General features: G+C 59.9%; 28 protein-coding genes. 6 read left to right on the plus strand and 22 right to left on the minus strand.

Features of this window, described 5'->3' with window-relative positions:
• Window positions 1–10: 10 nt before the first annotated feature.
• Window positions 11–784: an enoyl-CoA hydratase gene (locus BLU85_RS12135; protein WP_092199605.1), complete on the plus strand. Its 774-nt coding sequence runs from the start codon at window positions 11–13 to the stop codon at window positions 782–784.
• A 261-nt stretch (window positions 785–1,045) separates the two neighbouring features.
• Here the strand turns inward: BLU85_RS12135 and BLU85_RS12140 are convergent, their stop codons facing one another.
• From BLU85_RS12140 to BLU85_RS12175, 8 genes are all read right to left on the minus strand, one after another.
• Window positions 1,046–2,197, minus strand: coding sequence for an acyl-CoA dehydrogenase family protein (locus BLU85_RS12140; protein WP_092199608.1), 1,152 nt, complete (start codon window positions 2,195–2,197; stop codon window positions 1,046–1,048).
• 3 nt (window positions 2,198–2,200) lie between these two features.
• Window positions 2,201–3,307 carry an enoyl-CoA hydratase/isomerase family protein gene (locus BLU85_RS12145; protein ID WP_092199611.1) on the minus strand — a complete coding sequence of 369 codons (1,107 nt, stop codon included), beginning with the start codon at window positions 3,305–3,307 and terminating at the stop codon, window positions 2,201–2,203.
• A gap of 134 nt (window positions 3,308–3,441) precedes the next feature.
• Complete coding sequence (locus tag BLU85_RS12150; protein ID WP_092199614.1) at window positions 3,442–4,149, minus strand: HPP family protein; 708 nt, start codon at window positions 4,147–4,149, stop codon at window positions 3,442–3,444.
• A 176-nt stretch (window positions 4,150–4,325) separates the two neighbouring features.
• Window positions 4,326–5,705 carry a UDP-glucose dehydrogenase family protein gene (locus BLU85_RS12155; protein WP_092199616.1) on the minus strand — a complete coding sequence of 460 codons (1,380 nt, stop codon included), beginning with the start codon at window positions 5,703–5,705 and terminating at the stop codon, window positions 4,326–4,328.
• 97 nt (window positions 5,706–5,802) lie between these two features.
• Window positions 5,803–6,738, minus strand: coding sequence for a LysR family transcriptional regulator (locus BLU85_RS12160; protein WP_092199619.1), 936 nt, complete (start codon window positions 6,736–6,738; stop codon window positions 5,803–5,805).
• A 58-nt stretch (window positions 6,739–6,796) separates the two neighbouring features.
• Window positions 6,797–7,330 (minus strand): hypothetical protein, encoded by a 534-nt coding sequence (locus BLU85_RS12165; RefSeq protein WP_092199622.1) that lies wholly within the window; start codon window positions 7,328–7,330, stop codon window positions 6,797–6,799.
• A gap of 40 nt (window positions 7,331–7,370) precedes the next feature.
• The gene (locus BLU85_RS12170; RefSeq protein ID WP_092199625.1) at window positions 7,371–8,162 is read right to left on the minus strand and encodes a putative hydro-lyase; all 792 of its coding nucleotides are present in this window, start codon (window positions 8,160–8,162) and stop codon (window positions 7,371–7,373) included.
• A gap of 91 nt (window positions 8,163–8,253) precedes the next feature.
• Window positions 8,254–9,201 carry a LysR family transcriptional regulator gene (locus BLU85_RS12175; protein ID WP_092199628.1) on the minus strand — a complete coding sequence of 316 codons (948 nt, stop codon included), beginning with the start codon at window positions 9,199–9,201 and terminating at the stop codon, window positions 8,254–8,256.
• A gap of 240 nt (window positions 9,202–9,441) precedes the next feature.
• Between BLU85_RS12175 and BLU85_RS12180 the strand changes: the two genes are divergently transcribed.
• Window positions 9,442–10,683 carry an OprD family porin gene (locus tag BLU85_RS12180; RefSeq protein ID WP_092199631.1) on the plus strand — a complete coding sequence of 414 codons (1,242 nt, stop codon included), beginning with the start codon at window positions 9,442–9,444 and terminating at the stop codon, window positions 10,681–10,683.
• A gap of 39 nt (window positions 10,684–10,722) precedes the next feature.
• Here BLU85_RS12180 and BLU85_RS12185 read toward each other — a convergent pair whose 3' ends face one another.
• Both BLU85_RS12185 and BLU85_RS12190 read right to left on the minus strand, forming a co-directional pair.
• Window positions 10,723–11,403, minus strand: coding sequence for a class I SAM-dependent methyltransferase (locus tag BLU85_RS12185; protein ID WP_092199634.1), 681 nt, complete (start codon window positions 11,401–11,403; stop codon window positions 10,723–10,725).
• A gap of 64 nt (window positions 11,404–11,467) precedes the next feature.
• A complete protein-coding gene (locus BLU85_RS12190) occupies window positions 11,468–12,097 on the minus strand; it encodes a LysE family translocator (RefSeq protein ID WP_092199637.1) in 630 nt (209 codons plus the stop codon).
• Between the two features lie 153 nt (window positions 12,098–12,250).
• On the opposite strand from BLU85_RS12190, the gene BLU85_RS12195 reads away from it, so the two are divergent.
• On the plus strand, window positions 12,251–13,633 hold the full coding sequence (locus tag BLU85_RS12195) for an XAC2610-related protein (protein ID WP_092199639.1): 1,383 nt from the start codon (window positions 12,251–12,253) through the stop codon (window positions 13,631–13,633).
• Between the two features lie 53 nt (window positions 13,634–13,686).
• On the opposite strand, the gene BLU85_RS12200 is transcribed toward BLU85_RS12195, so the two are convergent.
• Window positions 13,687–14,310, minus strand: coding sequence for a TetR/AcrR family transcriptional regulator (locus tag BLU85_RS12200; RefSeq protein WP_170847575.1), 624 nt, complete (start codon window positions 14,308–14,310; stop codon window positions 13,687–13,689).
• A gap of 110 nt (window positions 14,311–14,420) precedes the next feature.
• On the opposite strand from BLU85_RS12200, the gene BLU85_RS12205 reads away from it, so the two are divergent.
• Window positions 14,421–15,428, plus strand: coding sequence for an SDR family oxidoreductase (locus tag BLU85_RS12205; protein WP_092199642.1), 1,008 nt, complete (start codon window positions 14,421–14,423; stop codon window positions 15,426–15,428).
• Window positions 15,429–15,462: 34 nt separating this feature from the next.
• On the opposite strand, the gene BLU85_RS12210 is transcribed toward BLU85_RS12205, so the two are convergent.
• The 4 genes from BLU85_RS12210 to BLU85_RS31145 form a co-directional block, all read right to left on the minus strand.
• Window positions 15,463–16,569 carry an NAD(P)/FAD-dependent oxidoreductase gene (locus BLU85_RS12210; RefSeq protein ID WP_092200010.1) on the minus strand — a complete coding sequence of 369 codons (1,107 nt, stop codon included), beginning with the start codon at window positions 16,567–16,569 and terminating at the stop codon, window positions 15,463–15,465.
• Window positions 16,570–16,601: 32 nt separating this feature from the next.
• Window positions 16,602–18,149, minus strand: a complete 1,548-nt coding sequence (locus BLU85_RS12215) for a TerC family protein (RefSeq protein WP_092199645.1) — start codon at window positions 18,147–18,149, stop codon at window positions 16,602–16,604.
• 604 nt (window positions 18,150–18,753) lie between these two features.
• The gene (locus BLU85_RS12220; protein WP_092200013.1) at window positions 18,754–19,182 is read right to left on the minus strand and encodes an HhH-GDP family DNA glycosylase; all 429 of its coding nucleotides are present in this window, start codon (window positions 19,180–19,182) and stop codon (window positions 18,754–18,756) included.
• Window positions 19,183–19,207: 25 nt separating this feature from the next.
• On the minus strand, window positions 19,208–19,366 hold the full coding sequence (locus BLU85_RS31145; RefSeq protein ID WP_170847576.1) for a hypothetical protein: 159 nt from the start codon (window positions 19,364–19,366) through the stop codon (window positions 19,208–19,210).
• A 149-nt stretch (window positions 19,367–19,515) separates the two neighbouring features.
• Here BLU85_RS31145 and BLU85_RS12225 point away from each other — a divergent pair, with 149 nt between their 5' ends.
• Window positions 19,516–20,061, plus strand: coding sequence for a hypothetical protein (locus BLU85_RS12225; RefSeq protein WP_092199648.1), 546 nt, complete (start codon window positions 19,516–19,518; stop codon window positions 20,059–20,061).
• Window positions 20,062–20,103: 42 nt separating this feature from the next.
• On the opposite strand, the gene BLU85_RS12230 is transcribed toward BLU85_RS12225, so the two are convergent.
• Window positions 20,104–20,739: a hypothetical protein gene (locus BLU85_RS12230; protein ID WP_092199650.1), complete on the minus strand. Its 636-nt coding sequence runs from the start codon at window positions 20,737–20,739 to the stop codon at window positions 20,104–20,106.
• A gap of 117 nt (window positions 20,740–20,856) precedes the next feature.
• A complete protein-coding gene (locus BLU85_RS12235) occupies window positions 20,857–21,813 on the minus strand; it encodes an aromatic alcohol reductase (protein ID WP_092199653.1) in 957 nt (318 codons plus the stop codon).
• 96 nt (window positions 21,814–21,909) lie between these two features.
• Between BLU85_RS12235 and BLU85_RS12240 the strand changes: the two genes are divergently transcribed.
• A complete protein-coding gene (locus tag BLU85_RS12240; RefSeq protein WP_092199656.1) occupies window positions 21,910–22,368 on the plus strand; it encodes a winged helix-turn-helix transcriptional regulator in 459 nt (152 codons plus the stop codon).
• Window positions 22,369–22,561: 193 nt separating this feature from the next.
• On the opposite strand, the gene BLU85_RS12245 is transcribed toward BLU85_RS12240, so the two are convergent.
• From BLU85_RS12245 to pstC, 5 genes are all read right to left on the minus strand, one after another.
• The gene (locus BLU85_RS12245) at window positions 22,562–23,188 is read right to left on the minus strand and encodes a hypothetical protein (protein ID WP_371914234.1); all 627 of its coding nucleotides are present in this window, start codon (window positions 23,186–23,188) and stop codon (window positions 22,562–22,564) included.
• Window positions 23,188–23,886 (minus strand): hypothetical protein, encoded by a 699-nt coding sequence (locus tag BLU85_RS12250; protein ID WP_092199659.1) that lies wholly within the window; start codon window positions 23,884–23,886, stop codon window positions 23,188–23,190. The genes BLU85_RS12245 and BLU85_RS12250 overlap by 1 nt, the downstream gene beginning before the upstream one ends.
• 94 nt (window positions 23,887–23,980) lie before the next feature.
• Window positions 23,981–24,742, minus strand: coding sequence for a phosphate ABC transporter ATP-binding protein PstB (gene pstB / locus BLU85_RS12255; RefSeq protein ID WP_025214260.1), 762 nt, complete (start codon window positions 24,740–24,742; stop codon window positions 23,981–23,983).
• Between the two features lie 75 nt (window positions 24,743–24,817).
• A complete protein-coding gene (pstA, locus tag BLU85_RS12260) occupies window positions 24,818–25,729 on the minus strand; it encodes a phosphate ABC transporter permease PstA (protein ID WP_060742349.1) in 912 nt (303 codons plus the stop codon).
• Entirely contained in the window at window positions 25,729–26,694 is a 966-nt protein-coding gene (gene pstC, locus BLU85_RS12265) for a phosphate ABC transporter permease subunit PstC (protein ID WP_092199662.1), read from the minus strand. Before pstC ends, pstA begins: the two co-directional genes overlap by 1 nt.
• Window positions 26,695–26,703: the final 9 nt, after the last annotated feature.

Below are 26,703 nucleotides of genomic sequence, written 5' to 3' on the forward strand. Positions count from 1 at the left end.
GGAGTCCTGCATGAGCTATGAAACGATTTTATTGGAGATCAAGGACCGCGTCGGCCTGATCACCCTCAACCGTCCCCAGGCTTTGAACGCCTTGAATGCGCAGATCGTCAGCGAACTGAACCAGGCGTTGGACAGCCTGGAGGCGGATCCGAAGATCGGTTGCATCGTGCTGACGGGCTCGAAAAAAGCCTTCGCCGCCGGTGCCGACATCAAGGAAATGGCTGAGCTGACCTACCCGCAGATCTACCTGGACGACCTGTTCAGCGACAGTGACCGCGTGGCCAACCGTCGCAAGCCGATCATCGCGGCGGTGAACGGTTTTGCCTTGGGCGGTGGTTGCGAGCTGGCGTTGATGTGCGACTTCATCCTGGCCGGCGACAATGCCAAGTTCGGCCAGCCGGAAATCAACCTCGGCGTACTGCCGGGCATGGGCGGCACCCAGCGCCTGACCCGGGCGGTGGGCAAGGCCAAGGCCATGGAAATGTGCCTGACCGGGCGCTTTATCGACGCGGTAGAAGCCGAGCGCTGCGGCATCGTCGCGCGGATCGTACCGGCCGATGAACTGCTGGACGATGCGCTGAAAACCGCAGCGTTGATCGCCTCCAAGTCGGTGCCCATCAGCATGATGGTCAAGGAAAGCGTCAACCGCGCGTTTGAAGTCAGCCTGTCCGAAGGCGTACGTTTCGAGCGCCGGGTATTCCACGCGGCGTTCGCGACGCAGGATCAGAAAGAAGGCATGGCGGCATTCGTGGCCAAGCGCGCGGCGGCGTTTCAGGACAAGTAAGGCGGCGTTCCGGCTGACGCCATCGCGAGCAAGCTCGCTCCCACAGGGTGCCGAAGGTGTGCGCAGCAGCATTTGCATACGCCACTGCCCCTGTGGGAGAGAGCTTGCCCGCAAAGACGCCGACACATCCAGCATGGAAGTGACAGACCCACCGCCATCGCGAGCAAGCTCGCTCCCACACTGGATTTGGGCTGTACGCAGCATTTGCGTACAGCACTGGACCCTGTGGGAGCGAGCTTGCTCGCGATGCTTTTCCTGCAGTTACGCCAGGTAGTGCTTGAGTTCCCGAGCGATGACCATCCGCTGTATCTCGCTCGATCCTTCGTAGATCTGGGTGATCCGCGCATCGCGGTAATAGCGTTCTACCGGGTAATCCTCGAGGTACCCGTACCCACCGTGAATCTGTATGGCTGAGGAGCAGACCTTCTCGGCCATTTCCGAGGCAAACAGCTTGGCCTGGGAGGCTTCCGACAGGCATGGCTTGCCGGCGCTGCGCAGGCGGGCGGCGTGGAGGATGAGCAGGCGGGTGGCGTTGATGCGGGTGTGCATGTCGGCCAGCAGGTTGGCGATACTCTGGTGCTCGATGATCGGCTTGTCGAACTGGACGCGATCGCGCGCGTAGGCCAGCGCCGCTTCGAATGCCGCGCGGGCGATGCCCAAGGCTTGCGCCGCGATACCGATGCGACCGCCTTCCAGGTTGGACAACGCGATGGCCAAGCCTTTGCCTCGCGCGCCCAGCAGGTTGGCCTCGGGGATGGTGCAGTTGCTCAAGGTGACCGCGCAGGTGTCCGAGGCGCGGATGCCCATCTTGTGTTCGGTGCGATCGACGATGAACCCAGGTGTATCCGTGGGCACCAGGAACGCCGAAATGCCTTTTTTGCCCAGCTCCGGGTCCGTCACCGCAAACACGATGGCCAATTTCGCTCGCTTGCCGTTGCTGACGAACTGCTTGGCGCCGTTGATCACCCACTGGCCATCGCGCAGTTCGGCGCGGGTGCGCAGGTTGTGGGCTTCGGAACCGGCCTGGGGTTCGGTCAGGCAGAAGCAGCCAATGGCCTGGCCACTGGCGAGCTCGGCCAGCCAGGTCTGTTTCTGTTCATCGGTGCCAAAATTCAGGACCGGCCCGCAACCCACCGAGTTGTGGATGCTCATCAGCGCCCCGGTGGCACCGTCGCCCGCGGAGATTTCCTCCACCGCCAGGGCATAGGCCACGTAATCGACGTAGGTGCCGCCCCATTCTTCCGGAACCACCATCCCCAACAGGCCCAGTTCGCCCATCTTCGCCACCAGGCCGTCGTCAATCCAGCCGGCCTTTTCCCACGCCTGGGCATGGGGGGCGATTTCACCACGGGCGAAGTCCCGGGCCATGTCGCGGATCATCACTTGTTCTTCGGTCAGTTCGAGGTCGTGCATGGCTCAGTTCCCGTAGTCGTCGAAGCCGTCGAAGAAACTCGCGACATGGTCGGCGTCCAGCGCCTCCAGGGTCGGCGGGTTCCAGCGCGGGTTTTTGTCTTTGTCGATCAGCAAGGCGCGCACGCCCTCGATCAGGTCACCGCGTTCGAACCATTGCCGGTCCAGGTGCAGTTCCAGGGCAAAACAGTCTTCCAGGCTCAGATGCCGACCGCGCCGCAACATTTCCAGGGTCACGGCCATGGCCAGGGGCGAGCGACTGTCCAGCACGTCTACGGTCTTCAGCGCCCATTCGTGGCTGTTGACGACGGTGACCTGGCGCAACTGCTCGACCATGCTTGGCACATCGGGCAGGGCAAAGAAATGGTCAATGGCCGGCCGCAAATCGGCCAGGGGGGGCGCAGGGAGTTGTTGCTGGCCGAGTTTGGCCAGCAGGCTTTGCAGGTCCTTGAGCGGCGTGTCGTGCCATTCCAGCCGATCGAGGCGCTCGTCGAGCTGTTTGAGTTTGCGGCTGTCGAGATACCAGTCGGCCAACCCGCAGTACAACGCGTCAGCGGCACGGATCTGTACGCCGCTGACCCCCAGGTAGATCCCCAGCTCACCAGGAATGCGCGGCAGGAAATAACTGCCGCCCACGTCCGGGAAATAACCGATGGCGACTTCCGGCATGCCCAGGCGACTGCGTTCGGTCACGATCCGCAGGTCGGCGCCTTGCACCAGGCCCATGCCGCCGCCCAGCACGAAGCCGTCCATCAAGGCGAGGATCGGTTTGCGGTAATGGTGGATCGTCAGGTCGAGGGCGTATTCCTCGACGAAGAAATCTTCATGCAGGGTGTCGCCTTGCTGGTGGCTGTCGTACAGCGAGCGGATATCGCCGCCGGCGCAGAAGGCCTTGTCGCCCGCGCCACGCAGTATCACCGCGCGAATGTGTGGGTCGAGTGCCCAGGTATCGAGTTGTTGCTGCAAGCTGCGCACCATGCCCAGGGTGAGGGCATTCAGGCCGGCGGGGCGGTTCAGGGTCAAATGGCCAATGTGATTGCGAACGTCGACCAACACCTCATTGGTCACGGTGTCCATGGTTTCCGCAGCTTGGGATGAAACCTGAGCTGTCATCGCTAACTCCCTGCTTTTATTGTTTTTTACGAATGGTGTCGCGCGTACCCGTTCAGGATCGTACCAGTGCAAATTTGCCTTGCACAACCGGGATACGTGCAGGTCCTGTCTGCATATTTATAGCAGTCACAGGCTCAACCGTGACCGGAAAGCACCTCCGCGATGCTGCGGCGCCTGGCGTTTCGCTCGCTGGCATGGATCAATTGTTCGAGATCTTGCGGGGTGACGTCGAAAAAGGCCTCCATTTCCGCCAGGGCCAATTTCAGGTCTTCGGCGGTGATGGCCTGGCGGTCGACGGGAGGATGGTCAGCTGGAATGACGGCCGCCGGTTCGCTGACGCGCTTGGGATAGCGCACTCGCGTCAGGTTGTTGTAGGCCAGCGCACAGGCGAGCAACCCGGAGCCAGCCAACATGGCCGCGCCGACCGCCTGCCAGTCCAGGGCAACGATGGACGGATCCGCCAGCACCAAGGTCGCCGCCAGGGCGCCTGCCGGTGGGTGCAGGCAACGCAGCCAACACATCAACACCAGCGCCATGCCGGCCGCCAGGCAGGCGCTGCCCAGCGTCCGCCCCAATACATGGGCCACCAGCAGTGCCACGACCGACGCACAGAGGTAACCCCCGACAATCGACCAGGGCTGGGCGAGGGCGCCTGAGGACACAGCAAACAACAACACGGCCGAAGCGCCGAGCGGGCCGATCAGGTGTTGCGCCACCTCAAGGCCAAAGACCTGGCCACATAGCCAGACACTGAACATCGTCCCCAGTGCCATGCCGAGGGCGGCGCGGCTCCATTCGGAGGGACGGGTATTAATGGCGGCGGGAAACCAGCGAGAAAGCATTTAGCGAGAATCCAAAAAACGAACAAAAAAATGGGCTTACGGGAAAATCCCAGAAAGCCCTTTAAGTGTTCCAACAGTTGGGGGAGGAACGGTGCACAGTGTGCCGGTCACAACCCTTGCTTACAAATTCATATTAATGCTGGTTGAGTGCATTAATTTTGAGGTAACGGTCAGAGTCAAGCGCTTCTCGAGGCGGGGAACCACGTTTGCTGGGCAATGGGCAGGTTGCGTGACTGGCCGCGGCCCATCGGAAAATAGGTAAAGCCCTTGTCGGCCATGCGTTCGGGGTCGAACAGGTTGCGCCCGTCGAAAATCACCGGGGCCTTGAGCCGCTGCCGGATCAGCTCGAAGTCCGGCGCCTTGAAGGGCTGCCATTCGGTGCAGATGACCAGCGCGTCGGCCCCCGGCAACACCGATTCCGGCGTGCCCATCAGCATGAGTCGGGTTTCGTCGGGATAGAGCAATTGCGTCTGCTGCATCGCCTCGGGGTCAAAGGCGCGGACACTGGCTCCCGCAGCCCAGAGCGACTCCAGCAGGGTACGGCTCGGCGCATCGCGCATGTCGTCGGTGTTGGGTTTGAACGCCAGGCCCCACAGCGCGAAGGTCTTGCCCCGCAGGTCGCCCTGGTAGAACGCGTTGATCCGCTCGAACAGCTTGTGTTTCTGCCGGCCGTTGATGGCTTCCACCGCTTGCAGCAGGTCGCTGGAACAGTGCGCCTGCTCGGCGGTGTGGATCAGGGCGCGCATGTCCTTGGGAAAGCACGAGCCGCCATAGCCGCATCCCGGGTAGATGAAGTGGTAACCGATGCGCGAGTCGGCGCCGATGCCCAGGCGCACGGACTCGATGTCGGCTCCCAGGTGTTCGGCCAGTTCGGCGATCTGGTTGATAAAGCTGATCTTGGTCGCCAGCATGCCGTTGGCGGCATATTTGGTCAGCTCGGCGCTGCGCAGGTCCATGAACAGGACCCGGTCATGGTTGCGGTTGAACGGTGCGTACAGGTCGCGCATGGTTTCGCGCACTTCATCGCGCTCGCAGCCGATCACGATGCGATCCGGACGCCGGCAATCGGCGACGGCCGAGCCTTCCTTGAGGAATTCGGGGTTGGAGACGATATCGAACTGCAGCAAGCGACTGGCCTTGAGCAGGCATTTGTCGATGTGCGCCCGCAGCACGTCACCGGTGCCCACCGGCACGGTGGACTTCTCAACCACAATGAGCGGTTGCTCGCGATAACGGGCGACGGCCTCGCCAACGGCCAGCACCTGGCTCAGGTCGGCACTGCCATCGTCCCGGGAGGGCGTACCCACCGCGATAAACAGCACCTGGCCGTGTTGCACGGCAAGCTGTTCGTCACAGGTGAAGTGCAAACGCCCGGCCTCCAGCCCTTCGCGCACCAGCGCGGCCAGGCCGGGTTCGAAAATACTCACCTGGCCTTGCCGAAGGCTGTCGACCTTGCGCTCGTCGATGTCCATGCACACCACGTCATGGCCCACCTCGGCCAACACGGCGGCTTGCACCAGCCCTACGTAACCACTTCCGAATACACTGATCTTCATGGCGGATTCCCTGGATCATTCCGAGCGAGCGACATGCACAACCAGCGTTCGCCGCAGTGCGCTTGGTTCAGAATAAGTCGGGGATGTTGCAGTTCACTTACAGCCCGCTGAAGTCTTGCCCCGCCAATCGGTACGCGGCTGGCAGTTGCGCGACGAACTCGCCGACCACTTCCCGGGTCAGGCTGACGATGTCTTCCACCCGCTCCATTCCGGCGCCGGTCCGCCAACTGGCGACGATGTCCATGACCGATGGCAGTGGCACGCCGTCCACCAAGGTCAATGTGCCCTGGGCCAGTTCGCCGACCACCAGCGCCGCGGGCATGGCGCCGATGCCAAAGCCGTCGCGAACCAGGCGGGTGATGGCCGAGGCCGAGTTCACGCAGTTGATGCGGGGCGAGACGATGTTGGCCGAGTGCAGCAGGTTGAGGATGTCCTGGTGGGGCCGTGAGTTGCGTGAAAATGTCACGATGCGTTCCTGGGACAGATCGTCCAGTGACCCATAGGCTCGGTCATAGGCGGAGCCGGTGCGCACCACCCAGTGCATCGGATAACGGGTCAGCAACGCATTGCGCACGCTGTCCAGGCGCAGGATGTCGGTCTGGAAAATGATGTCCTGGTAGCCTTTTTCCAGCTGTGAGCAGAGGTTGCTCGCGGTGTCGGCCGACAGTTCGATTTCCAGGGCCGGGTAGCATTCCATCAGGCGTGTCACTAACGGACTGAGCCAGGTGTGGATCACCGTATCCATCGCACCGATGCGGATCCGGCCGCGCACTTGGCGCGGATCCTTGATCACGGCTTTCATGCTTTGCAGGGTGTCCATGATGCGCTCGGCGTATTCCAGCACGCGCTGGCCTTCGGAGGTCAGCGACACCCCTTTGGAGTCGCGCACGAACAGGCGCACGCCCATTTCGTCTTCCAGGGCGGCGATCCGGCTGGAAATGGAGGCCTGGGTGGTGAACAGCTTTTCCGCGGTGAGGCGAAAGCTCTTCAGCCGGGCCACCCAGACGAAGGTTTCGAGAAACTTGATGTTCACTGGGGGCGGTTCCTTGGAACAGTCATGCAAGACTCCTGAAAGCGCGGGGTCGGCCTGGTCAGAGATCCGTCACGTAGTGGATCACGTCCTGAAGCGCGCCCGAATCCGGCGCGTTATCAATAATCGCCTCGGGCCGGCACCATGGATAGTCCAACGTCGATACCCAGGCCATGATCATCGGCAGATCGGTCGCTGGCAGAGTCTTCATGTGTTCGATGGTGATGGTCAATCGCTCGACCCGTTGCGACTGCGGATCGAACTGCCAGTCGTACAGGCCACAACCGACACGCGCCTCGCCGCTGTTCTTGTCTGACATCGCCACCAGCCATTTGCACTGGAACGCCTCGGCGTTTGCCGGCGGAGGGTCGGCCAGGCAGAACGTGTAGACGTTTTCGAAGGTCTGGCCGAAGCGCCTGACCAGCACATCGCCAATGGCGGCGCGGCCTTCAACGTGGTCGGGAAACGTGATGGCGCCGGTGTGCACGACCATGTCCAGGATAGCCGCCGCTGTAAAGGCCTGGTCCAGCAGGTGCGGGCGGTTGCCGTCCTTGGCTCGGATGTACTGTTGGATCGAGAACTGAGCGGTATTCATCGTGTATCCCTTCAAGTCGGAAAGCAGCCTCGTTCGAGGCCTACAAATCACTGTTCCATAAGTCCGTCACCAGCATGCAGCCCGGGGCGTGGGTGATGCACAGCGGTGGACGCGAGGCCTGCACCACCGATTGAGGCGTCACGCCGCAGGCCCAGAACACCGGGATCTCGTCCGCTTCCACCGGTACGGCATCGCCGTAGTCCGGCGTGTCCAGGGACTGAATACCGATCAGCGATGGATCGCCGATGTGCACCGGGGCGCCGTGGACATTGGGCATGCGCCCGGTAATCTGGATCGCCTGGATGGCTGCGGCGGCTTTCATAGGCCGCATGGTCACCACCATCTTGCCAGACAGGCGGGCGGTGGGTCGCGTGTCGATGTTGGTCTGGAACATCGCGACATTGCGCCCCAGTTCAATGTGTCGCAAACGGATGCCGGCCTCCTGCAAGGGTTGTTCGAAGGAGAACGAGCAACCGAGGGCGAAGGCCACCAGGTCGTCCTGCCACAGGTGTTCGATGTCCACCGGCGATTCGCTCAACTCGCCGTGGCGATAGACCCGGTATTGAGGCACTTCATGACGGATATCGATGGCGGCGCCCAGGTTGCGGAAGAACGGATCCCCTGGCTCGGTCACGTCAAGCACCGGGCAGGCCTGGCGGTTGAGGGTGCAGTAGCGCAGGAATTCATTGGCCCAGTCGCCGGGCAGAATCACGATATTGGCTTGCACGCGACCCTGGCCCAGGCCGCTGGTATGGCCCTGGTACTGGCCGTCGGCGATGCTTTGGCGCAGGACGAGAGGCGTGCATTGCTGCAGTTGTTCGAAGGACGTCATCACGGGGTCTCCAAGTGTTCGTTCGCTACTTTGAGAACACCGTGGTTGGGACGTCCAACAAGGAATATTGGTACCCCGCGACAACTAAAAGTTATTCGAGGGGCGGTTGGCTGTTCAGGCCGGGGGCGGCCACCATGCGTAACGGCCCGACATCGATGGCGTACTGGCTGACCACCTGGCGGCTCATCTGGACGATGCTCTCGATCAACTCCAGGCCGACGCCAGCGCGCCAGGACGCAACGACGTCCAATTGGGGCAGGGCGGTACCGGGTTCGAGCTGGATCAATTCGCCGCTGGCCAGGGGCTTGGCCACCAGCGCGGCCGGCAAGGCGCCGATGCCGAAGCCGTCACGAATCAGCCGGGTCATGGCCGAGACCGAATTGACGCAACTGACCCGCGGCGCACTGACGCCATGGGCGTACAGCAGGTTGAGCACGTCCTGATGCGGTCGCGAATGCTTGACAAAGGTGATGATGCGTTCGCTGGCCATCTCCACCAACGACCCATAGGGTCGGGCATAGATCGACTGGCTCGCGGCGATCCAGTGCATGGGGTAGTGCCCCAGTTCCAGGTTGCGCACGCTTTCGTGGCGCACCAGATCGGTCTGGAACACGATGTCCAGGTAGCCTTTCTGCAATTGCTCACAGAGGTTGCGTGCGGCATCGGCGGTGATTTCGATTTCCACGGCGGGGAAGGCCTGCATCAGCATCGACATCAATGGGCTGAGCCAGGTATGGATCACCGTATCCATCACGCCGATGCGCACCAGGCCTTGCTGGGGGCTGCTGGTGTCCAGTGATTGCTTCAGCGCCCGTTGGACGTCGAGCATCTGTTGCGCGTAGTCGAGCACCTTGAGGCCTTCGGGTGTCAGCGAGACCCCGCGCGAATCTCGCACGAACAGGCGCAGGCCCAGTTCCTCTTCCAGCGAAGCGATCCGGCTGGAGATCGCCGCCTGGGTACTGAACATCTTCTCGGCGGTCAGGCTGAAGCTTTGCAGCCGGGCGACCCAGACGAAGGTTTCGAGGAATTTGAGGTTCATGAAGGTTCTCTGGAGGCGTGTGGTTCTTATGATTGCAATTGTTACTCCAGATCGGGCCCCCGGGCGCATCAAATTTTCTTATGCCCAATCCGGCTTTTTTCCCGTTTGACGCTGCGCGGATCCGGCACCAAGAATCCGCTCCACGACGCAGCCCCACCGCGCCGATACCCCATGACAACAATAACGAGGCGTGCGCACAGCCCCTGGTGGGTTCGCTCGCGCCCATAAAAGGAGCGCGCCATGCGACATGCCACATTCCCTCGATGGACCTGCACCTCGGCGGGCACCTTGCTCGGCCTGAGCCTGATCGGCGTGCCGTGCGCCCAGGCTGATTTCATCGCCGACAGCAAAGGCAGCCTGGAGGCCCGCAACTTCTACTTCAACCGCGACTTTCGCCAGGAAGGGGCACGGGACAAGGCCGAGGAATGGACCCAGGGCTTTCTGCTGCGGATGGAATCGGGATACACCGCCGGGACCGTAGGTTTCGGCCTCGATGCCTTGGGCATGGCCGGTTTCAAACTGGACTCCGGCGGCGGCACGGCCGGCACCAATCTGTTGCCAGCGGATTTGTCTGGCGGTTCCCAGGACCGTTATGGCGAATTGGGCCTGACCGCCAAGGTGCGCCTGTCCAATAGCACCTTGAAACTGGGGACGTTGCAGATCAAGGACCCGGCGGTGAGTTCCAACGACACGCGCCTGTTGCCGGGAACGTTCAAGGGTGGATTACTGAGCGTGCAGGAAATCGATCGCTTGAAGCTGACCGCTGGGCAACTCTCGCAGATCAATTTTGTCGACTCCACCGACTACCAGGACATGACCGCCAACCGCATCGGTGGCAGCAGTGACCAGTTCCGGTTCGCCGGGGCGGACTATCAGTTCCTGCCGAACCTCACGGCGCAATACCGCTATAGCCAGTTGCAAGACATCTACCAGCAAAACTACCTCGGGTTCGTCCACACCCTGGACCTGGGCGCAGGTCAGTCATTCAAGAGTGACGTGCGTTATTCCCGCAGCGCCGAAGACGGCAGCTTCCGCGATCTCGACAACCAGGCCTTCGGCGCCTTGTTCACCTACAGCCTGGCGGGCCATGCCGTCGGCCTGGGCTACCAGCGCATGAGCGGTGAGGATCCGTTCCCCTACATCGGCCGCAGCGATCCGTACCTGGTCAACTTTGTGCAGATCGGCGACTTCGCCAATATCGACGAGCGTTCCTGGCAAGCGCGTTATGACTACAACTTCGCGGCCATTGGCGTGCCCGGCCTGACCTTCATGACTCGATACATCAGTGGCGACAACGTCCAACGCAGCGCCGCGGGCGAAGGCAAGGAATGGGAGCGCAACACGGACATTGCCTATGTGGTGCAAGACGGCACGTTGAAGGGGCTGGGCTTGAAATGGCGCAACGCGACGGTGCGCTCGAATTTCGGTAACGACCTGGATGAGAATCGGCTGATCGTCAGCTATACGGTGGCGCTGTGGTAAAGATATTCCGGTAACACCAAAGGGGGTACCGTCGAGTCGCTAACGCCATGACGGGGATTGCTCGGCCACCAGAAGCAATGACTGCGGCACCGGGCTTTGCGGGTGCTGCGGCTCCTGCAGGCCCACCAGTCGAAAACCAGCCATGTCCAAGGCATTGAGCCAACTGGACAGGGTGCGGAAGTACCACGGCATCGGCTGCCATTGGCCTTTGAACCCATCGAAGGTCTCTTCCCGCCAGCCGTCCTGATAATTGCCCGCCGCCACGGTCCAGGGATGCAATGTCTGGATCACCAGAGCACCGCCAGGGCTGAGTAGGGCGTTCATGGCGGCGAGCAGCGGGATGATGTCCTGATGCAACAGGGCGAAGTTGGCGCAGACCAGGTCGTACCCGCTGCCGACGTCCACCTTCGCCTCTACCAGCGCTTCATAGCTTGCCAGATGCACCGGCGAGGATCCCGACGCCCGGGCCGCATCGACCAAGGTCGCGTCGCCATCCACACCCACCGCCTCGACACCCCGTTCAGCCAGCGCCCGCAGCAACCAACCTTCGCCGCAGCCCAGGTCCAGCACGCGCTCGGGCTGACGGCTCAGTACCGCCAGCAGCATGGCCTGGTCGGTGACCGTCTGGCGGCTTTCGATGGCCCCCGTGCGGATGGCTTCGATCCAGGCTCGGGCATTGTGGTGCCAGCTTTGGAGGAGGGTGGTTTCGGAGAGCGACATCGATCCAGCTCCGGCAATAGGTCGAGTAAGCATAGGACAACGGCTGGCGCAGGGGCGCCGCAGGTCAAAGCGGTCGGTCAAGAAATAACAGGCGTGCCGCCAGCGCGGCCATGACCCCGGCAAAACCATAGGTGCCCAGGCGTCTTGAAATCCCACCGCTTGCCAGTTTTGCCCTGAGCTGTGCGGCGCCAACCCCCAGCAGCGTATGGAAGACCAGTGCAATCAGTGCCAGCAAGGCTCCGAGGAAGATCAACTGCAGGCCCACGCCGCCGGCCTTGAGGTTGACGAACTGGGGCAGGAACACCATGAAGAACAGCAGCGCCTTGGGGTTCAAGAGGCTGTTGAGGGTGCCTCGGCAGAAGATTTTCCACAGCGAAGCCGCCTGGAGCTGGCTATCCTGCGTCGCTGCCGGCGTTTTCAGTGCTTGCCAGGCCAGCCACAGCAGATAACCGGCCCCGGCCAGGCGCAGCACGTCGAACGCTGGCGCCCAGCTCATGACCAGCGCGCCAATACCAGCGCTGACCATCAGCGTCATCAGCGCGTCCGAAAAGGCAATGCCGAGGGCGGCCGCGACGCCGGCACGCCAGCCGTGGGCCAAGGCATGGCTGGTGACAAAGGCCATGTTGGGCCCCGGAACGATCAGCAGAAGCACGACAGCGATCACGAACAGGTAGAGATTGGCGGTATCCGGCATGGGGATCACTCCGTGGGATGAGCCACGACAGTAAGCGAAGGGCGAGGAGGGCGTCAGTTACAGTCCTGGCTTATCTGATAGCAACAGTCGTCTCGCGATGAATCACGGTTGTCGCTAAACTGCGGCCCCGAATTTCAGCAAGGAAGTCGATGGATGCGTTCGCTTGTCGGCAGTGTGCTTCTTTCCACGGCTCTGGCAGCCTCGGCCATGGCCGAGCCGCGGGCGTTTTCGGTGAACGATCGCAGCGGTCAGTACCTGATCGACGTGCTGTTCCCGGAGCCGCCGGAAGATCCACATCAGCTGGCACAAGCGTTCATTACCGTGCGCGACAGCAAAACCCTCGAAATCCTGCAGCAATTGCAGACACCCGCCGGCAATGTGCCCGTGGACCGCAATGGTAAGGTCGGTAACTGGCTACTTGGCCCACAGAGCCTGTTGTACTTCGACGACTTCAACTTCGACGGACGCCAGGACTTGGCGATTCGCAACGGCAATGATCCCGAAGCGAGCTACAAGCCGACATTCGACGTCTACCTGCAGGAGCCGCAGAAAGCCCAATGGGTCCTCAACCCGGCCCTGACGAACCTGGCAAAGGAGGACAGCAAGGGCATGTTCTCCGTCAGTCCGCTGGACGGCATCCTGCTTTCGCAAACCGACCGCGACTGCTGCTGGACACGCGCCACCCACTGGAAAATGCGTGGCGACGAGTTGGTGCTGCTCTATTCGAGCACCGAGGAGCAAATCCAGCCCACCGAGCCAGGCGAAAACACCAGCATGCCCGGTGGCTACACGCTGCGCATCACGGGTGAATTGAAAGAAGGCCAGTGGCACGAACAATCGCGCCTGGAAGGTCCGGAAAAGGAGGATCCGGTGATCCTTGCCGGCACCCTCGACGCCAAGACCCCGGTAGAGCTCTGGTATCAGGCGCAAGGCGCCGTGATCATTGGCGAAGTGCGCTTTACCCAGGCGGACAATAGCGAACCGATCAAACTGCTGGGCATTCGGGAAGACGCTGACGATGGCCTTATCAGCCTCCATGAATATGCCGGCGACGGTGTTCAAACGGGTACCTGGCGGATCTCCCGGGAAAACGTCGAACCCTATTTTTTCACCGGTACTTGGGTCAGCGATGCCAAGGGCGACGACAACCAGCGGGCTGTCCTGCTGCATGACGAAGAACGGGAATTGGAGGCCGATAAAATCGACGATGTCGACGCTGATCAGCGCAGCGGCCATTACCGGATGCGCCAGGATGCCCTGGGGCATGACGCGGATCTGGACTTGAAGATCCTCCCGGACCACGACGCCAATGGGAAAGAAGTCGCCGAGTTCACCGTGACCACGAAGGACAGCGTGACTGAGCATCACATCGTGCCGATGGACACCGACAACCTGATCATCGTGCGCGAGCCGCAAGCCAGCGAGAAGAACGGGCCGTATCACATTCAATTGGTGAAAGGCTTTGCGGTCATTGGCTACAACGCGGTGCCGGATTCACAGGACGGGCTGGCCGGGGTGTATTTGAAGCTGCGTTGAGCACCACAGCAGTCAATCGGACAGTAAGCATCCCGGGTCCGTTACGGCAGCGACTAACGTTGGGTCCCTGTCGGTTCTATGACGCTTCGAATCAGTGAAGCGAACGTTCCGATGACCTCGTCTTCGCCATGCCGCCCCCGTACCAACGCGCCGGACAGGGCTTCTCCCGCGCCAACCAGGCCAATGCAGTATCGCTCGAGTTCGTCCGCTGACCACGTCGTATGGGGTTCGAGCACAGACATGAACATCTGCACGCAGTTATCCAGAAGCTCCTGGAACACCGCCGCCTTCTCCTCGCTGCCTGCCAGGGCTGCACCCACGGCATGGAATTCGTCGGTGTTATCCGCCGCACACTGAATGTAGGCGCTGGCCAGGACTTGGGCCGTCTCCTCCAGGCTCCGCGCAGTCTTGGACATGGCGTCACGGAAAGCGGTGACCCGCTCGGTATCGATCCACTTGTATAGCTCGATCAACAGGCCCGAGCGGGTGCCGAAATGATCGTAGACCACTGGTTTGGATACACCGGCGCGCACGGCCAGATGCCCCAAGGTCAAGCGATCCGCGTCTTCCTCGCGCACGATCAATAACGCGGTATCGAGCAACTGTCGCCGCCGTTCGGCTTTCGAAAGCCGGCGAGGAGGGGAGCTGATAGCGCTTTGCTCAGTGTTTTTCTGCACGTTTTCGTTCCTGGTCGATAAAAACCTACCAATGGTAGGTTTGGGTGCGTCATGTTGTGTTAGCTTACCTACTGAAAGTAGGTTTAAACCAGAGACAAGGAGAACACACCATGTCAATTGATCCTATCTTGCTAATGGGCGGTTCTGGCGCCATTGGCCACCACACGGCCCGGGCGCTGCGCGCCGCTCATCCCGACGTCCCCCTGCTGATCGGTGGTCGCGACCTTGCCAAGGCTCAGCGCGCCGCGGAGCACATTGGTGAGGCGCAGGGCGTGGTGATTGACTCTGCCGCCGACGACCTGGGCCTCGGCGAACACCCGCTCAGCGCCGTCGTGGTCTTTTACATGGACCATGCCCTTGCCGGATTGCGTTTTGCGCAAATGCGCGGCGTACCGCACCTCAGCATTTCCTCCGGTGTCTTCGAGATCGCACCGGAAATCGCGACGTATATGCATAGGCCTGACGCCTCGCCCATTGTTCTGGGTTACGAGTGGATGGCCGGCGCGACAACAGTATCGACACTGAGCATTGCCCAGGCATTCAGCCGAGTCCACGATATCCGTATCAACGCGCTGGTCGATGAGCAGGACACCGGCGGCCCGACCGTCGCCACCGACTTTGAACACTTGAACAAAATGCTGCCCGCCGCGCTGACTCGCCGAGACAGTGTCTTCGTCTGGCGCGAAGGGGAGGAGTCCAAGGCAATTTTCCGCGCGGTGGATGGGACGCAAATCGAGGCTGGGGGCTTCTCGTCCATTGATGTCGTTGGTCTGGCGGCGGCGACGGGCGCACCGAATGTCCAGTTCAACATGGCCACCGCGGTGAGCTCAAGCCGACGCCAGGGTAGGCCGATGTCTACCGAGATCATCATCGAACTCGTTGGCGATGACCTCGAAGGCGAACCGCTGCATACACGTCATGCGGTCATCCACCCGGCAGGCGCTGCGCCCTTGACCGGTCTCAGCGTCGCTATGACCCTGGAACGGCTGCTCGGGTTGGACGGCCAGCCACCGACTCCGCCAGGGCTTTATTTTCCTTATCAACTGTTGGACGCCAGCGCGTATCTGGAGCGTCTGAAGGAGGAGGGCGGTGAGTTGCGCAAGTTGCAGGAGTCATGACCTGCGCGGTCCCGAGCCAGGCGGTCCTCGGTGGCTAGCGCTCAAGCAGCCCCCGAACCCGCTTGGCAATGGCAAGGCAAGAGGTCAACCCGGGCGATTCGATCCCGAACAGATTGATCAATCCCGGAACGTTGTGCAGCCGTTCACTGCTGATGAGAAAGTCGCTGGCAGGTTCGCCAGGTGCGGAAATTTTCGGGCGAATCCCGCTGTACCCGGGTTGCAAACTGTTGTCCGGTAAACCGGGCCAATAGCTGCGAATCGCTGAATAGAAGGCATCGGCCCGCGATGGATCGACCCGATAGTCCTCGGCCTCGACCCATTCGGTGTCCGGGCCGAAACGCGCTTGGCCGCCCAGGTCCAAGGTCATGTGAACCCCGAGGCCGGCGGCCTCCGGCGCGGGGTAGATGAGATGTGTGAAGGGCGCGCGCTTGGCCAGGCTGAAGTAGCTGCCTTTGCACAGGTAATCCCGGGGTACCGTTTGTTGCGCCAAGCCCTCCATGCGCCTGGCTAATGCAGGCGCTTTGAGGCCGGCCGCGTTGATCAGCAGGCGGCAGGACAGTGCCATCGGTGCCGGCCCTCCGACATTGAGAAGGAAACCCTCAGCGATGACCTGAGCGCTGATCAGGGGCGAGTGGAACGCGATGGTGGTGCCCGCCGCTTCAGCATCGCCCTGCAGCGCCAACATCAACGCATGTGAATCGACGATGCCGGTCGACGGCGAATACAACGCTGCGATGCATTCAAGGGCAGGTTCCAGCGCGAGGGCTTGCTCACGATCGAGCAGGCGTAGATCCTCCACGCCATTCACCCGTCCTCGCTCGAGCAAGACTTCCAGTTGGCGAACTTGCGCTTCATCCTTGGCGACGATCAGCTTTCCAGTTTTACGTGTGCTGACGCCATGGCTATCGCAGTAGGCATAAAGTGCAGGCCTGCCCTCGACGCACAACCGGGCCTTGAGGCTGCCGGGCGGGTAATAGATCCCGGCATGGATCACCTCCGAGTTACGCGAGCTTGTGCCGATACCAATCGCTTCTCCGGCTTCAATCACCAGCACTTCATGACCTGCCAGGGCCATTTCTCGCGCGACGGCAAGACCGACGACACCCGCACCCACGACTACGCAATCGATATCGACACTCACCGTCATGGCTCCTTTCAATTGCATCTCTGTGCCTATTCCTGACGCAACAGCACCTTGGTCACTCGACGCTCTTCAACCTCCATCACGGTCATGCTCCATCCTTGGCAACTGAGCGTGTCGCCAATGATCGGCAAGCGGTCCAGCAGGCTCATCACCAAACCAGCCAGCGTCTGGTAATCCTCTGTCGCTTTCGCCTGGAAGCCGATGTGTTCGCGGACCTGACTGAGATTCAGGGCGCCGCTGACCAGGAACCCGTCTTGCTGGGGAACGATATTCGGGCCTTCGATTTCACTGGCGTCCGGCAGTTCACCTGCAATGGATTCCAGGATGTCAGTCATGGTGAGGAGGCCGACGAAGTCACCGAACTCGTTCACCACGAACGCGATGTGGGTCGACTCTTTACGCATTTGCTCCAGTGCATTGAGGATCGTGAAGCTGTCGAGCAGGTTGATGGCTTTGCGCGCCATGACTTCCAGGTTCGGCTGATTGCCCGCCAGTATTTCCTTGAGCAGTTCTTTCTTATGGACAAAGCCTAGCGGCTCATCCACGCGTCCTTCGCGGATCAACGGCAAGCGCGAGTAAGAAGAGTGCATCAGCGCCGTACGGATGTCTTGCGGAGCGTCTGCCAAGTCGAGGTGGTCAATTTGCGCACGAGGCGTCATCACGCTTCGTATAGGGCGCTCGGCCAATTGCAGCACGCCACTGATCATGACCCGTTCGCGCCGATGGAAAACCTGCTCCGGTTCATCGCCCTCCAGCATGTCGGCGATTTCCTCGCCGACTTCATCGGGCCCCAGCTTTTGACCGCCCAGCAGGCGCAACACTGCATGGGCGGTACGCTCGCGCATCGGCCGAAGACCTTGCAGGCTTTTCTTGCGGCGCGAGCGTGCCAGCTGGTTGAACAGTTCGATCAGGATCGAGAAACCAATCGCGGCGTACAAGTAGCCTTTCGGGATGTGGAAGCCCAGGCCTTCGGCCGTGAGGCTGAAACCGATCATCATCAGGAAGCCCAAGCACAGCATGATGACGGTAGGGTGGCCGTTGACGAATTTCGTCAGCGGCTTGCTCGCGATCATCATCAAGCCGATCGAGAACATCACCGCGATCATCATGACCGACAGGTGCTCCACCATCCCCACGGCCGTGATCACCGCATCCAGGGAAAAGACCGCGTCGAGCACCACAATCTGCGCAACGATAGGCCAGAACATCGCATAGGCAGCATTGCCGGAACGTTGCGCCACGTGGCCCTCGAGTCGCTCATGCAACTCCATGGTCGCCTTGAACAACAGGAACACACCACCGAACAGCATGATCAAATCCCGGCCCGAGAACGTCTTGCCGAAGACCTCGAACAGCGGGTTGGTCAACGTTACCATCCAGGAGATGCTGGCAAGAAGGCCAAGGCGCATCAGCAACGCCAGGGACAGGCCGATGATGCGAGCACGGTCGCGCTGCTCGGGCGGAAGTTTGTCGGCCAGGATGGCGATGAATACCAGGTTATCGATGCCGAGCACCAGCTCCAGCACGATCAACGTCAGCAGGCCCAGCCATGCCGTGGGGTCAACGATCCATTCCATGGATTATTCGCTCCCTCGGACGGTCAATGCGAGGGACCGGGGCTGCGCTGGGGCACAGGAGAGAAAACGATTGCTTGAAAGGCGACTGGGAGGTTCCTGGAGGGTGTTCATACAGACCTGGAAATGATTGGGGAAGAAATCCTACAACGGTTTCCAATACTTCATACGAGACTATTTATTACAGGATCTGACAAGGGGATTGATGAGAACGGTGCGTCGACATGTCTCCTTGGAGATATCGGCAGCCTGGTGTCCAGGAAGCTTTTGTCAATTAACGAAGTTCAGTGTCGCTGTCACGTATGGAAGTTTAACCCGTGGCTGGCAGGTCCTCGTCAGCATGCTGAACCGGCCTCAAAGCGTGAGCCAGTCGTCCAAAAGGCGCCGCATTTACCGTCGTGGCCGACAGCGGTAGCGCAGCAAAAAAGCCTGCACAGGGCGTCACCTGGGCTGATCATTGGCTACACATAATGTATATTATGTTAAACGATGTGTTTATAAGGCTCCTATTCCTCTCTATCCATTTCGACCTGCAGACGCCAGTAACTCCTTTGGTGGCCAGGCGGCACTCTGGCTGCACTCAGCGTAAAGATCCCTTTGAAGATTGTTATTCAAGCACTGCCGCTGCCTCGCGCATGAAGATCTCCACAGTCTTCGGGCCAACTCCTTCGAAGCCTAAAAGCCAGCGTCTGAACGTGGAGATGTCCAGCCCGCCATTGCTCAGGGCGCTCAGCTGAGCATCCAATTCCCCGGACATGCGGGTAGCCAGGCAATGCAGACGCCTCGCGGTAGACTCATCGTAACGGGCATAACCAGCCTGGCCGAGATATCTGACCAGGTCGCGATGCGAGCAACCAGCCAATTTGTCAGGCGTATCCAAGCCATTTCGGTCAACCAAGTTCCGGTACGCCTCAACGGCGACAGAGGAACGGATCCTTTTACCGATCAGAAAACTGGCGAGCAGCCATTTATACAACCCATGGCCGCTCGGATCCTCCACATTGATGCCAAGATCAGCAGCGGTGACAGAAATCACCTTTTGATTGCCCTGCTCCTCCAATCTAGATCGATTCTGCGTCATCCTGGATGCCTTCCTCTGCCTCGGCAGCATCTGTTGCGTCGGCATCGTTCAGGGGCGGTGACGTGGGCTTTTCAGGAAGGTTTATAAATGGCATGCCGCTAGGGCCTTGCTCTTCGAGGCCTTCAGTTTTCGGTTGCATCGTGGATCCTCCTTTATTTGATATTTGGAGGCTCGCAAGGTCTCGACGTTCAGTTGCCTTCGGTTGTTGTGAGGCGGCACTCTACCCTTGATGGCTCAACGCTATCTGTCGATAATCCCCCCTTCAAAAAAAGCACATAAGGATTTGCTGTGAAGAAGCTCTACCTGGCTCTACCGTTCTGCGCATTGCTGCTCCAGGGCTGCGGCGTGACCATGACCCGCTATGAACCCAATTTCCAGAACGTTCAGCAGCTCAAGAAAAATGAGCCTATGCAGCCCCTGCGCGAGACGCAGGTGAATGCCGATACGGGCCAAGGGTCGCTGATCGTGCGCCTGAACCCGATTTCTTCGCCTGTGGGCAGCGTTCCACTGCACATCCAGGCTGCGATAAACGATGAGCTCCGTCAGGCGGGTCTGTTGGATCCTCGTGCCGATCGGCAGCTGCAGGTTCAGTTGGTCAAGAGCCAGCTCACCGCCGGCGTGGGCACTGGGCACGGCGAACTGGCTGCACGCTTCACCCTGCGTAAAGGTGATCAGGTCCTGTACGAAACCACTAAAGACGTGCAGCGTGAGTGGGACAGTAGCTTCTTCGGTCCGATCGCCATTCCGGCGGCGGCTAACAACTACAATCCTATGCTGCAAGATCTGCTCAAGAGCTTGTACAACGACCCACAGTTCACTCAAGCCTTGAAGTGATCAAAAAAAAGAGCCGCGACTGCGGCTCTTTTTCTATCGGTCTCAACCCCGTGGGATGTGGGTATCGACAGCGGAATACTTCATGCGGTTGTTGTCGACCCAGTTTTTCAGCAGCGCATTGACCTGGCGATTGAAGGTGTCGGTGACGGCAGCCTTGGGGGTGTTACCCGCCAGCGGCAGGAACCAGATACCCATCCAAGTGTTGACCGCGTCATGATTGCTGGTCTTGCCCAACGGCTGGCCCTGATTGTCCAAGGTTTCCAGGCTCACGGTGTACTGGTCGGTTGCCAGCGCAGGAATGACCGTGAACGTGAGGCCGCTGATGAACGCCCAGACCATTTGCCCACCGCCTGGCGCATGGTTGTAGACCTTCAGGCGAAGGCTGTAGTCGCCGGGTTGCTTCTGGAATTCGTCGAACACTACACGCCCGAAAAGCCCTGATTCATCGAAGGCTCGCTTCAGATCGGGCTTGAGCATGTCACGGGCCTGAGGCACCTCGGTGGCTTTGGCATTGTCGGGTTCGCCCTGATAGAAATCGAAGTCGACATAGACGTTCGGTTTGTTCGAATAGCTGGCCATTGAAGGCAGATTCACGGGGGCGACTTCATCTTTGGTGAAACTGGCGCATCCACTGAGGCTCAAGGCCAAGGCAAGGCCTATGGCTTTTCCAAATTGCATATCGACTTCCTTGCTTAATGTATTGATGCCGCTCACAGAGAGGGGGACGAATTCTAGCGATATTCGCTTGAAATCAAAAGGCCATCATTCCCTGCCCTCGCCTGCGTTTTCGTTCCGCTACTGCCCTTGTGCTGATGGGGTAGCCAAATTTGCCCGGGCCCACTCCTCAGCGGTCGTGACTTGAATCGACTGCTGCGCGTTGAAAGTCCCTGCTTTACGCCAGGCCACGCCTCTGCCTTGGGCGAACACAGCGCGGTATTTTTTGATGTGATGTGTTGGGTCTTTCTCCAATTCTTGGAGCAAGTGCGGAACAGTCCACACATTACGTTTGAACGGACGGCCCAGCACACGTTCGAGCAGGCTCGCAACCTCTCCGTACGTCACTGTGTCTCCCGAGAGGTACACAATCTGATCGCGGAAGCGAGGTTCGAAGAAAACAATTTTCGCTGTCAACGCACCAATGTCTTCCGGAGTCGTAAGCGTCACGCTGGTCTCCAGACTGCCTAGCGCGTTCACGGTATTGTTTTCGAAGTCGACCACTTCGAATGCAGGCTCGAACAGAAAACTGGTGAACATACCCGTCGAGATGATTACCCATTCCGTTTTATCCTGGGCACGAAGCAATTCGCGAACATCAAGCTGAGCATCGAACAGATCCTGAGGACTGCCCCGACCGATTACCTCGAAGTCGACACCAAACTGCCACGGGAAGTAGCGCTTCACACCGGACTTGAGAGCAGCGGTTGCCAGCTTCATCGGGGTTTCCCGACCTGCCACCATACCCGCACAGCCTATTACGGTATCGAAACGTGCGAATACTTCAGCCAGCTGATCGATTGAGTCATTCACAAGGTCTGTGGCGACCATCTGGATGCCGAGGCCCCGAAGCTCATCGATTTCGACCTTTTTCTCGGGCACTTGAGTGTTGATGGTCGAATCCCTGAGCAGGACGCTGATTGTGGAGCCGGGCGCACGCTTTGCTACTCGCGCAAGATTGCGCAGAACCGGCAGCCCAAGCTCACCGGCGCCTAGAACGAGAATGGATTGGGGGGGAAGCTGGTTCACTTCGGTCATGATTTCTCCTGAGACTTGCTACCTGTAAGATGAGCAAATGCTTGCACGATTAGGCAACGCTCGTAAGAAGGCACACCTGTGATACCAGAGAAAGAAATGACTGATCAGGAAGCTCTCAGCCAGGCAGAGACAATCTGCCGAACGCTTAGAGAAGACGATGATGGCATCCGGCGGGAAGTGCTTGCTCACGCAGGCAGCCGCTGGTCGTTAGGTATCCTGCATGCGTTGGGGGTGTACGGCGCGATGCGCCATGCCGAAATAAAAAGGCAGATGACTGGTGTGACTCAGCGGATGCTGACGAAGACGCTACGCTCCATGGAGCGGGATGGCTTGGTGTTTCGGCGGGAGTTTGGAGAAATTCCGCCACGTGTCGAGTATGAGCTGACGCCGCTGGGGATGGGACTGTTGATCCGCATGTCCCCTATCTGGACTTGGGTTGTCGAAAATGTTGAGGATTTCCGCAAGGCGCGGCGTATTTTCGACAGTCAGGATGACAAGAAACCCGCGTGGCAAATACCCGCATCGACCCCATTAGATTCAGAAACGTCTGACTGAATGTCGCAAACCTCGCTGACGCTTTTTACGAAAAAGAACTAGATGCCTACACCAGCAAATTCAAGATTGAGGCGACTACCCACCGGCTGCTGCAGCAAATTTGGCTTTAGCGCGTAGCAAGCTTTCAGAGATCAACATTCCATGAGCCGGGTCCGTGAGCTTGTATAGAACGGATGCGGTACCCAATCAGCCGCTAAACAGTCGGCACTCGGCGTAACGAAGGTCGTTGGACAGGCATCTGCTGCCAAGCCAGATGCGCCTGAACAATGGCGACCGCCTCCAGCACTTTATGCGCCCAGCCGTCATCTTCCGGATGCACCACGACAACGCGAAAGCCATGGTCATCACCTTCAATCTGCACGCCCTCGGAATCATCGACGTGCAAATCGATATCGAACGCCGGCGGATATTTCGAGGGGGCATTCGACAGCCCATGGTCCGTTAGCGCCTGATTGTGCAGCACGCTGTTGACCACGCCGTCGACGCGGATGCCGTAGAGCAACAGCCAACGCCGGATGTAGGACGGCGTGCGGCCGGACGACGTATAGACCCAGATGCTGCAATCCTGGCGGCGCAGCTCTCGGATCAGGGCGCGTGTCCCCCTGCGCAATGGCTCACCCAGCCAGCGATGAACACAGTCCGGCAATCGGCTTTGTTCGACTTCGCAGTGGTGGAGTTGGCAGGCGAGCGTGTCATCGATATCAAACGAAATGCGTATGCGCTGCCGCCTGGACATCTGCATCGGGATAGCCCAGCGGATGGCCTGCCCTGCCCGGCTGCCGAAGGTTTTGCATTTGGCGAGCGCTGAATTCCTGCTCATCAATGGCCACCCTGAGAGAGGGGCAATGACTTGCCCTTGAGGAAGAACTTCATCGGGTCAGGCGCTTGTTCTTCCAGGAAGGCTGCGTATTTTTTCTTGATCTTGGGCAGTTCGTACAACGCCTTGACTCCATGTTTGGCAGAGTTGCGTATAACCGATGACGGGTTGAAATAGCCTTTGGCGTTTTCCAGCGTCAACACGAAAGGCGGCAAGCCCGCGCGCATGAGCAGGTAGCTGACGATGAGCGACCCACTGCGGTTGTTCCCTTCAATGAACAACTGCGGCTTGCTGAGAATGCGTACATAGACGCCGGCCGCACGCTTCCAGACGGATTCGCTGCGGTACGCGCAATACCAATTGAACAAGTCCTTGATGCCTCCCTCAACGTTGTTGAAGAAATGCGCCTCGGTCGCGGCCAGGTGCTGGGCGTATTCCAGGCGGCGCGTCGGGTCTCGGCCACAAAGCACTGTGGCGTTGATCTCGAGCATCAGGTTCAGGTGCTGAAGGTCGAACAGATCGACGCCGCGGGCAACATAGTCGTCAATCAATGCGTAGCCTTCAAGCACATTCTGCAGTACTTCGTCGGTCAAGGGATCGCGTGGCTCCGTGAAGTGCCGGCTGAGCTCGGCGAAGCGGTGTTGCACTTCGCGCAGTGCATGTTCAATCGCAGGCAAATCAAGGCGATGCGTAGCAGGCATTGGTGCTCCTTGGAAACGCTTGGTAAATGTCTACCGGATGCCCGCCAAATCCATTTGGCTTCTGCAGGTATGCGGCCTTGACCGGATGTGTGACTCAGCTGAACTTGCCGCTGATGTAATCGCCGGTCATCTGTTCACGTGGGTTGTCGAAAATCTGCGTCGTCGGGCCCATTTCAACCAGATAGCCAGTACGGGTGCCCTGGGAAATATCCACCGAGAAGAACGCAGTGGTGTCAGCGACACGGATGGCTTGCTGCATGTTGTGGGTGACCAGCGCGATGGTGTAATCCTTCTTCAACTCGACCATCAATTCCTCGACCCGCCGGGTAGCGATCGGGTCGAGTGCCGAACACGGCTCATCCAGCAGCAGGACTTCCGGCTCGGTGGCGATGGCGCGGGCGATGCACAGGCGTTGTTGCTGGCCGCCGGAGAGCGACAGGCCGCTGACCTTGAGCTTGTCCTTGACTTCATCCCACAGGGCGGCGCCTTGCAGCGCATGCTTGACCCGATCGCCTATATCGCCTTTGTAGCGGTTGAGGCGCAGGCCAAACGCGACGTTGTCGAAGATGCTCATCGAGAACGGGTTCGGCTGTTGGAACACCATGCCGATGTAACGGCGCACGACCACCGGATCAACGCCCTTGCCATAGACATCTTGCCCAAGGAAATGCACGTGGCCTTCGAAACGGAAACCTTTCACCAGATCGTTCATCCGGTTGAGGCTGCGCAGCACGGTACTCTTGCCGCAGCCGGATGGCCCGATGAAACCGGTGATCTTGTTTTTCTCGATAGGCACATGGCTGTCACGCACCGCCATGAAGTTGCCGTAGAAAATCTTGTCCAGTTTGCAGTCCATGACTACAGGCGCCTGGGTGACAAACGGAGCGGCTATTTGCGCAGTGGATACGTTCAAGATCAGATGCTCCCGTTCTTAATACTTGGGCTTGCCGAAGATACGGCTGATGATATTCACGACCAGCACGATCATCACCAGCACCAGTGAGGCCGCCCATGCGAGCTCTAGCTGGTTGTCGAACGGCATGCCGGAGAAGTTGTAGATCAACACGGCAAGCGATGCTGTCGGGTTCATGACCTCGAGGCTGCCTTGGTGGTAGATCCAGTAGTTGCTGAACAGCGCGGTAAACAACAGCGGCGCTGTTTCGCCCGCGGCCCGTGCCACCGCCAGCATGACGCCGGTCAGGATCGCCGGCATGCCGGTGGGCAAGACGATTTTCCAGATCACCTGCGAGCGGGTGCAGCCCATGCCATAGGCGGCATCCTTCATGATCTTGGGCACCATCCGCATCGACTCTTCCGCCGTCAGTACGACGATAGGCAGCATCAGGACTGCCAGCGCTACGCCACCGGCCGGTGCCGAATAAGTGCCGGTGGTCATCACCACCAGGGCGTAAGCGAACACCCCGGCCAGAATCGATGGCAGCCCCGTGAGCATCTTGGCGGCAAAGCGCGCAGCGTTCGCCAACTTGCTGTCCGGCCCCAGTTCAGCCAGGAAAATCGCGGCCATGATGCCCACCGGCACCGCGATTGCCGCCGCGATACCCACCATCACAAAGGTACCGGCCATCGCGTTGCCGAAGCCCCCGCCCATCTCGAAGCCCGTCGGCGGCAGTTCGGTGAAGACTTCCAGGTTCAGGCGTGCACCGCCGCGGGTGATCAGCATGTAGAGCACGGAAATCAACGGTACGCTGGCCAGCAGCGCCCCGCCCCAGACCAGGGTGGTCAGGATCAGGCTGCGCAGGGCGCGGCCCTCGAACTTGCGCTGCAGGCTGGGCATTGCGCCTGCCGGAGCCGTCAAGTCTGTTGCAGCAGTCAGGTCGGTCATCACTTATTACCCCGTTGGGCGTACATCATGATCAAGGAGCCGAAGACGTTCACGATCAAGGTGATCAACATCAGCACCAGTGCGGCATACATCAACACCTCGATCTCGTTCGGCCCGGCTTCGGGGAAGTTAAGGGCCAGCAAGGCCGCCAGGGTGTTGGCCGGTGCGAACAGCGAAAGGGAAATGTTATTCGCGTTGCCTACCAGCATGGCCAGCGCCATCGTTTCACCCAGCGCGCGCCCCAGGCCAAGTACCAGAGAACCGAAAATGCCCGTGGCGGCCGACGGCACCATCACCTTGAGAATCGCTTCCCAGTGGGTGGTCCCCATGCCGTAGGCGGCCTGCTTGGTTTTCATCGGTACGCCCGTGAGCGCATCCTGCGAAACAGCGGCAATGGTTGGAAGAATCATGATGGCGAGCACCAACGCCGCAGGAAGCAGCCCCGGCCCGCTCAAGGATGTGCCGAAAAATGGCACCCAGCCGAGTTCGCTGTTCAACCAGGTGGTCAGTGGCCGAATCGCCGGGATCACCACGTAGATCCCCCACAGGCCGTAGACGACGCTGGGGATGGCCGCGAGTAATTCGACAATGGTCCGGAAAATGGCGGCGAGCTTGGGAGGCAGGAAGTCCTGGGTCAGGAAAATCGCCATGCTGACGCCGAAAAAGCCCGCGATCAGCAATGCGATGAAGGCACTGTAGAGCGTGCCCCAGATTGCCGGCAAGATGCCGTATTTACCCTGGTTCACGTCCCACACGGTGCCTAGGAGCACATCGACCCCGTGTTTCTCCATGCCAGGCAGCGCCTTGCGTCCCACTTCGAACACGAGGGCAAATACCAACGCCAGAACCAGAATGACCCCAATACGCGCAAGCGCACGAAAGGTGCGATCAACCAGGAAGTCCTTCGCGGACGGTGGTTGGCAGGCAGAATCTGGATTAACCGGTACGACAAAGGGTTTGTTCATTGGCTAAGT

This window comes from Pseudomonas sp. NFACC14, from assembly GCF_900106885.1.
GTDB classification, from domain to species: domain Bacteria; phylum Pseudomonadota; class Gammaproteobacteria; order Pseudomonadales; family Pseudomonadaceae; genus Aquipseudomonas; species Aquipseudomonas fluorescens_AA.

Coding starts and splice junctions, on each gene's coding strand:
- pstB (WP_025214260.1), bottom strand. CDS start 24,742: ATGGACTGCAAACTGGACAAGATTTTCTACGGCAACTTCATGGCGGTG.
- pstA (WP_060742349.1), bottom strand. CDS start 25,729: ATGACCGACCTGACTGCTGCAACAGACTTGACGGCTCCGGCAGGCGCA.
- BLU85_RS12165 (WP_092199622.1), bottom strand. CDS start 7,330: ATGAATACCGCTCAGTTCTCGATCCAACAGTACATCCGAGCCAAGGAC.
- BLU85_RS12250 (WP_092199659.1), bottom strand. CDS start 23,886: ATGCCTGCTACGCATCGCCTTGATTTGCCTGCGATTGAACATGCACTG.
- BLU85_RS12195 (WP_092199639.1), top strand. CDS start 12,251: ATGCGTTCGCTTGTCGGCAGTGTGCTTCTTTCCACGGCTCTGGCAGCC.
- pstC (WP_092199662.1), bottom strand. CDS start 26,694: ATGAACAAACCCTTTGTCGTACCGGTTAATCCAGATTCTGCCTGCCAA.
- BLU85_RS12140 (WP_092199608.1), bottom strand. CDS start 2,197: ATGCACGACCTCGAACTGACCGAAGAACAAGTGATGATCCGCGACATG.
- BLU85_RS12205 (WP_092199642.1), top strand. CDS start 14,421: ATGTCAATTGATCCTATCTTGCTAATGGGCGGTTCTGGCGCCATTGGC.
- BLU85_RS31145 (WP_170847576.1), bottom strand. CDS start 19,366: ATGCAACCGAAAACTGAAGGCCTCGAAGAGCAAGGCCCTAGCGGCATG.
- BLU85_RS12150 (WP_092199614.1), bottom strand. CDS start 4,149: ATGCTTTCTCGCTGGTTTCCCGCCGCCATTAATACCCGTCCCTCCGAA.
- BLU85_RS12240 (WP_092199656.1), top strand. CDS start 21,910: ATGACTGATCAGGAAGCTCTCAGCCAGGCAGAGACAATCTGCCGAACG.
- BLU85_RS12215 (WP_092199645.1), bottom strand. CDS start 18,149: ATGGAATGGATCGTTGACCCCACGGCATGGCTGGGCCTGCTGACGTTG.
- BLU85_RS12245 (WP_371914234.1), bottom strand. CDS start 23,188: ATGAGCAGGAATTCAGCGCTCGCCAAATGCAAAACCTTCGGCAGCCGG.
- BLU85_RS12145 (WP_092199611.1), bottom strand. CDS start 3,307: ATGACAGCTCAGGTTTCATCCCAAGCTGCGGAAACCATGGACACCGTG.
- BLU85_RS12135 (WP_092199605.1), top strand. CDS start 11: ATGAGCTATGAAACGATTTTATTGGAGATCAAGGACCGCGTCGGCCTG.
- BLU85_RS12155 (WP_092199616.1), bottom strand. CDS start 5,705: ATGAAGATCAGTGTATTCGGAAGTGGTTACGTAGGGCTGGTGCAAGCC.
- BLU85_RS12185 (WP_092199634.1), bottom strand. CDS start 11,403: ATGTCGCTCTCCGAAACCACCCTCCTCCAAAGCTGGCACCACAATGCC.
- BLU85_RS12235 (WP_092199653.1), bottom strand. CDS start 21,813: ATGACCGAAGTGAACCAGCTTCCCCCCCAATCCATTCTCGTTCTAGGC.
- BLU85_RS12170 (WP_092199625.1), bottom strand. CDS start 8,162: ATGACGTCCTTCGAACAACTGCAGCAATGCACGCCTCTCGTCCTGCGC.
- BLU85_RS12175 (WP_092199628.1), bottom strand. CDS start 9,201: ATGAACCTCAAATTCCTCGAAACCTTCGTCTGGGTCGCCCGGCTGCAA.
- BLU85_RS12180 (WP_092199631.1), top strand. CDS start 9,442: ATGCGACATGCCACATTCCCTCGATGGACCTGCACCTCGGCGGGCACC.
- BLU85_RS12190 (WP_092199637.1), bottom strand. CDS start 12,097: ATGCCGGATACCGCCAATCTCTACCTGTTCGTGATCGCTGTCGTGCTT.
- BLU85_RS12230 (WP_092199650.1), bottom strand. CDS start 20,739: ATGCAATTTGGAAAAGCCATAGGCCTTGCCTTGGCCTTGAGCCTCAGT.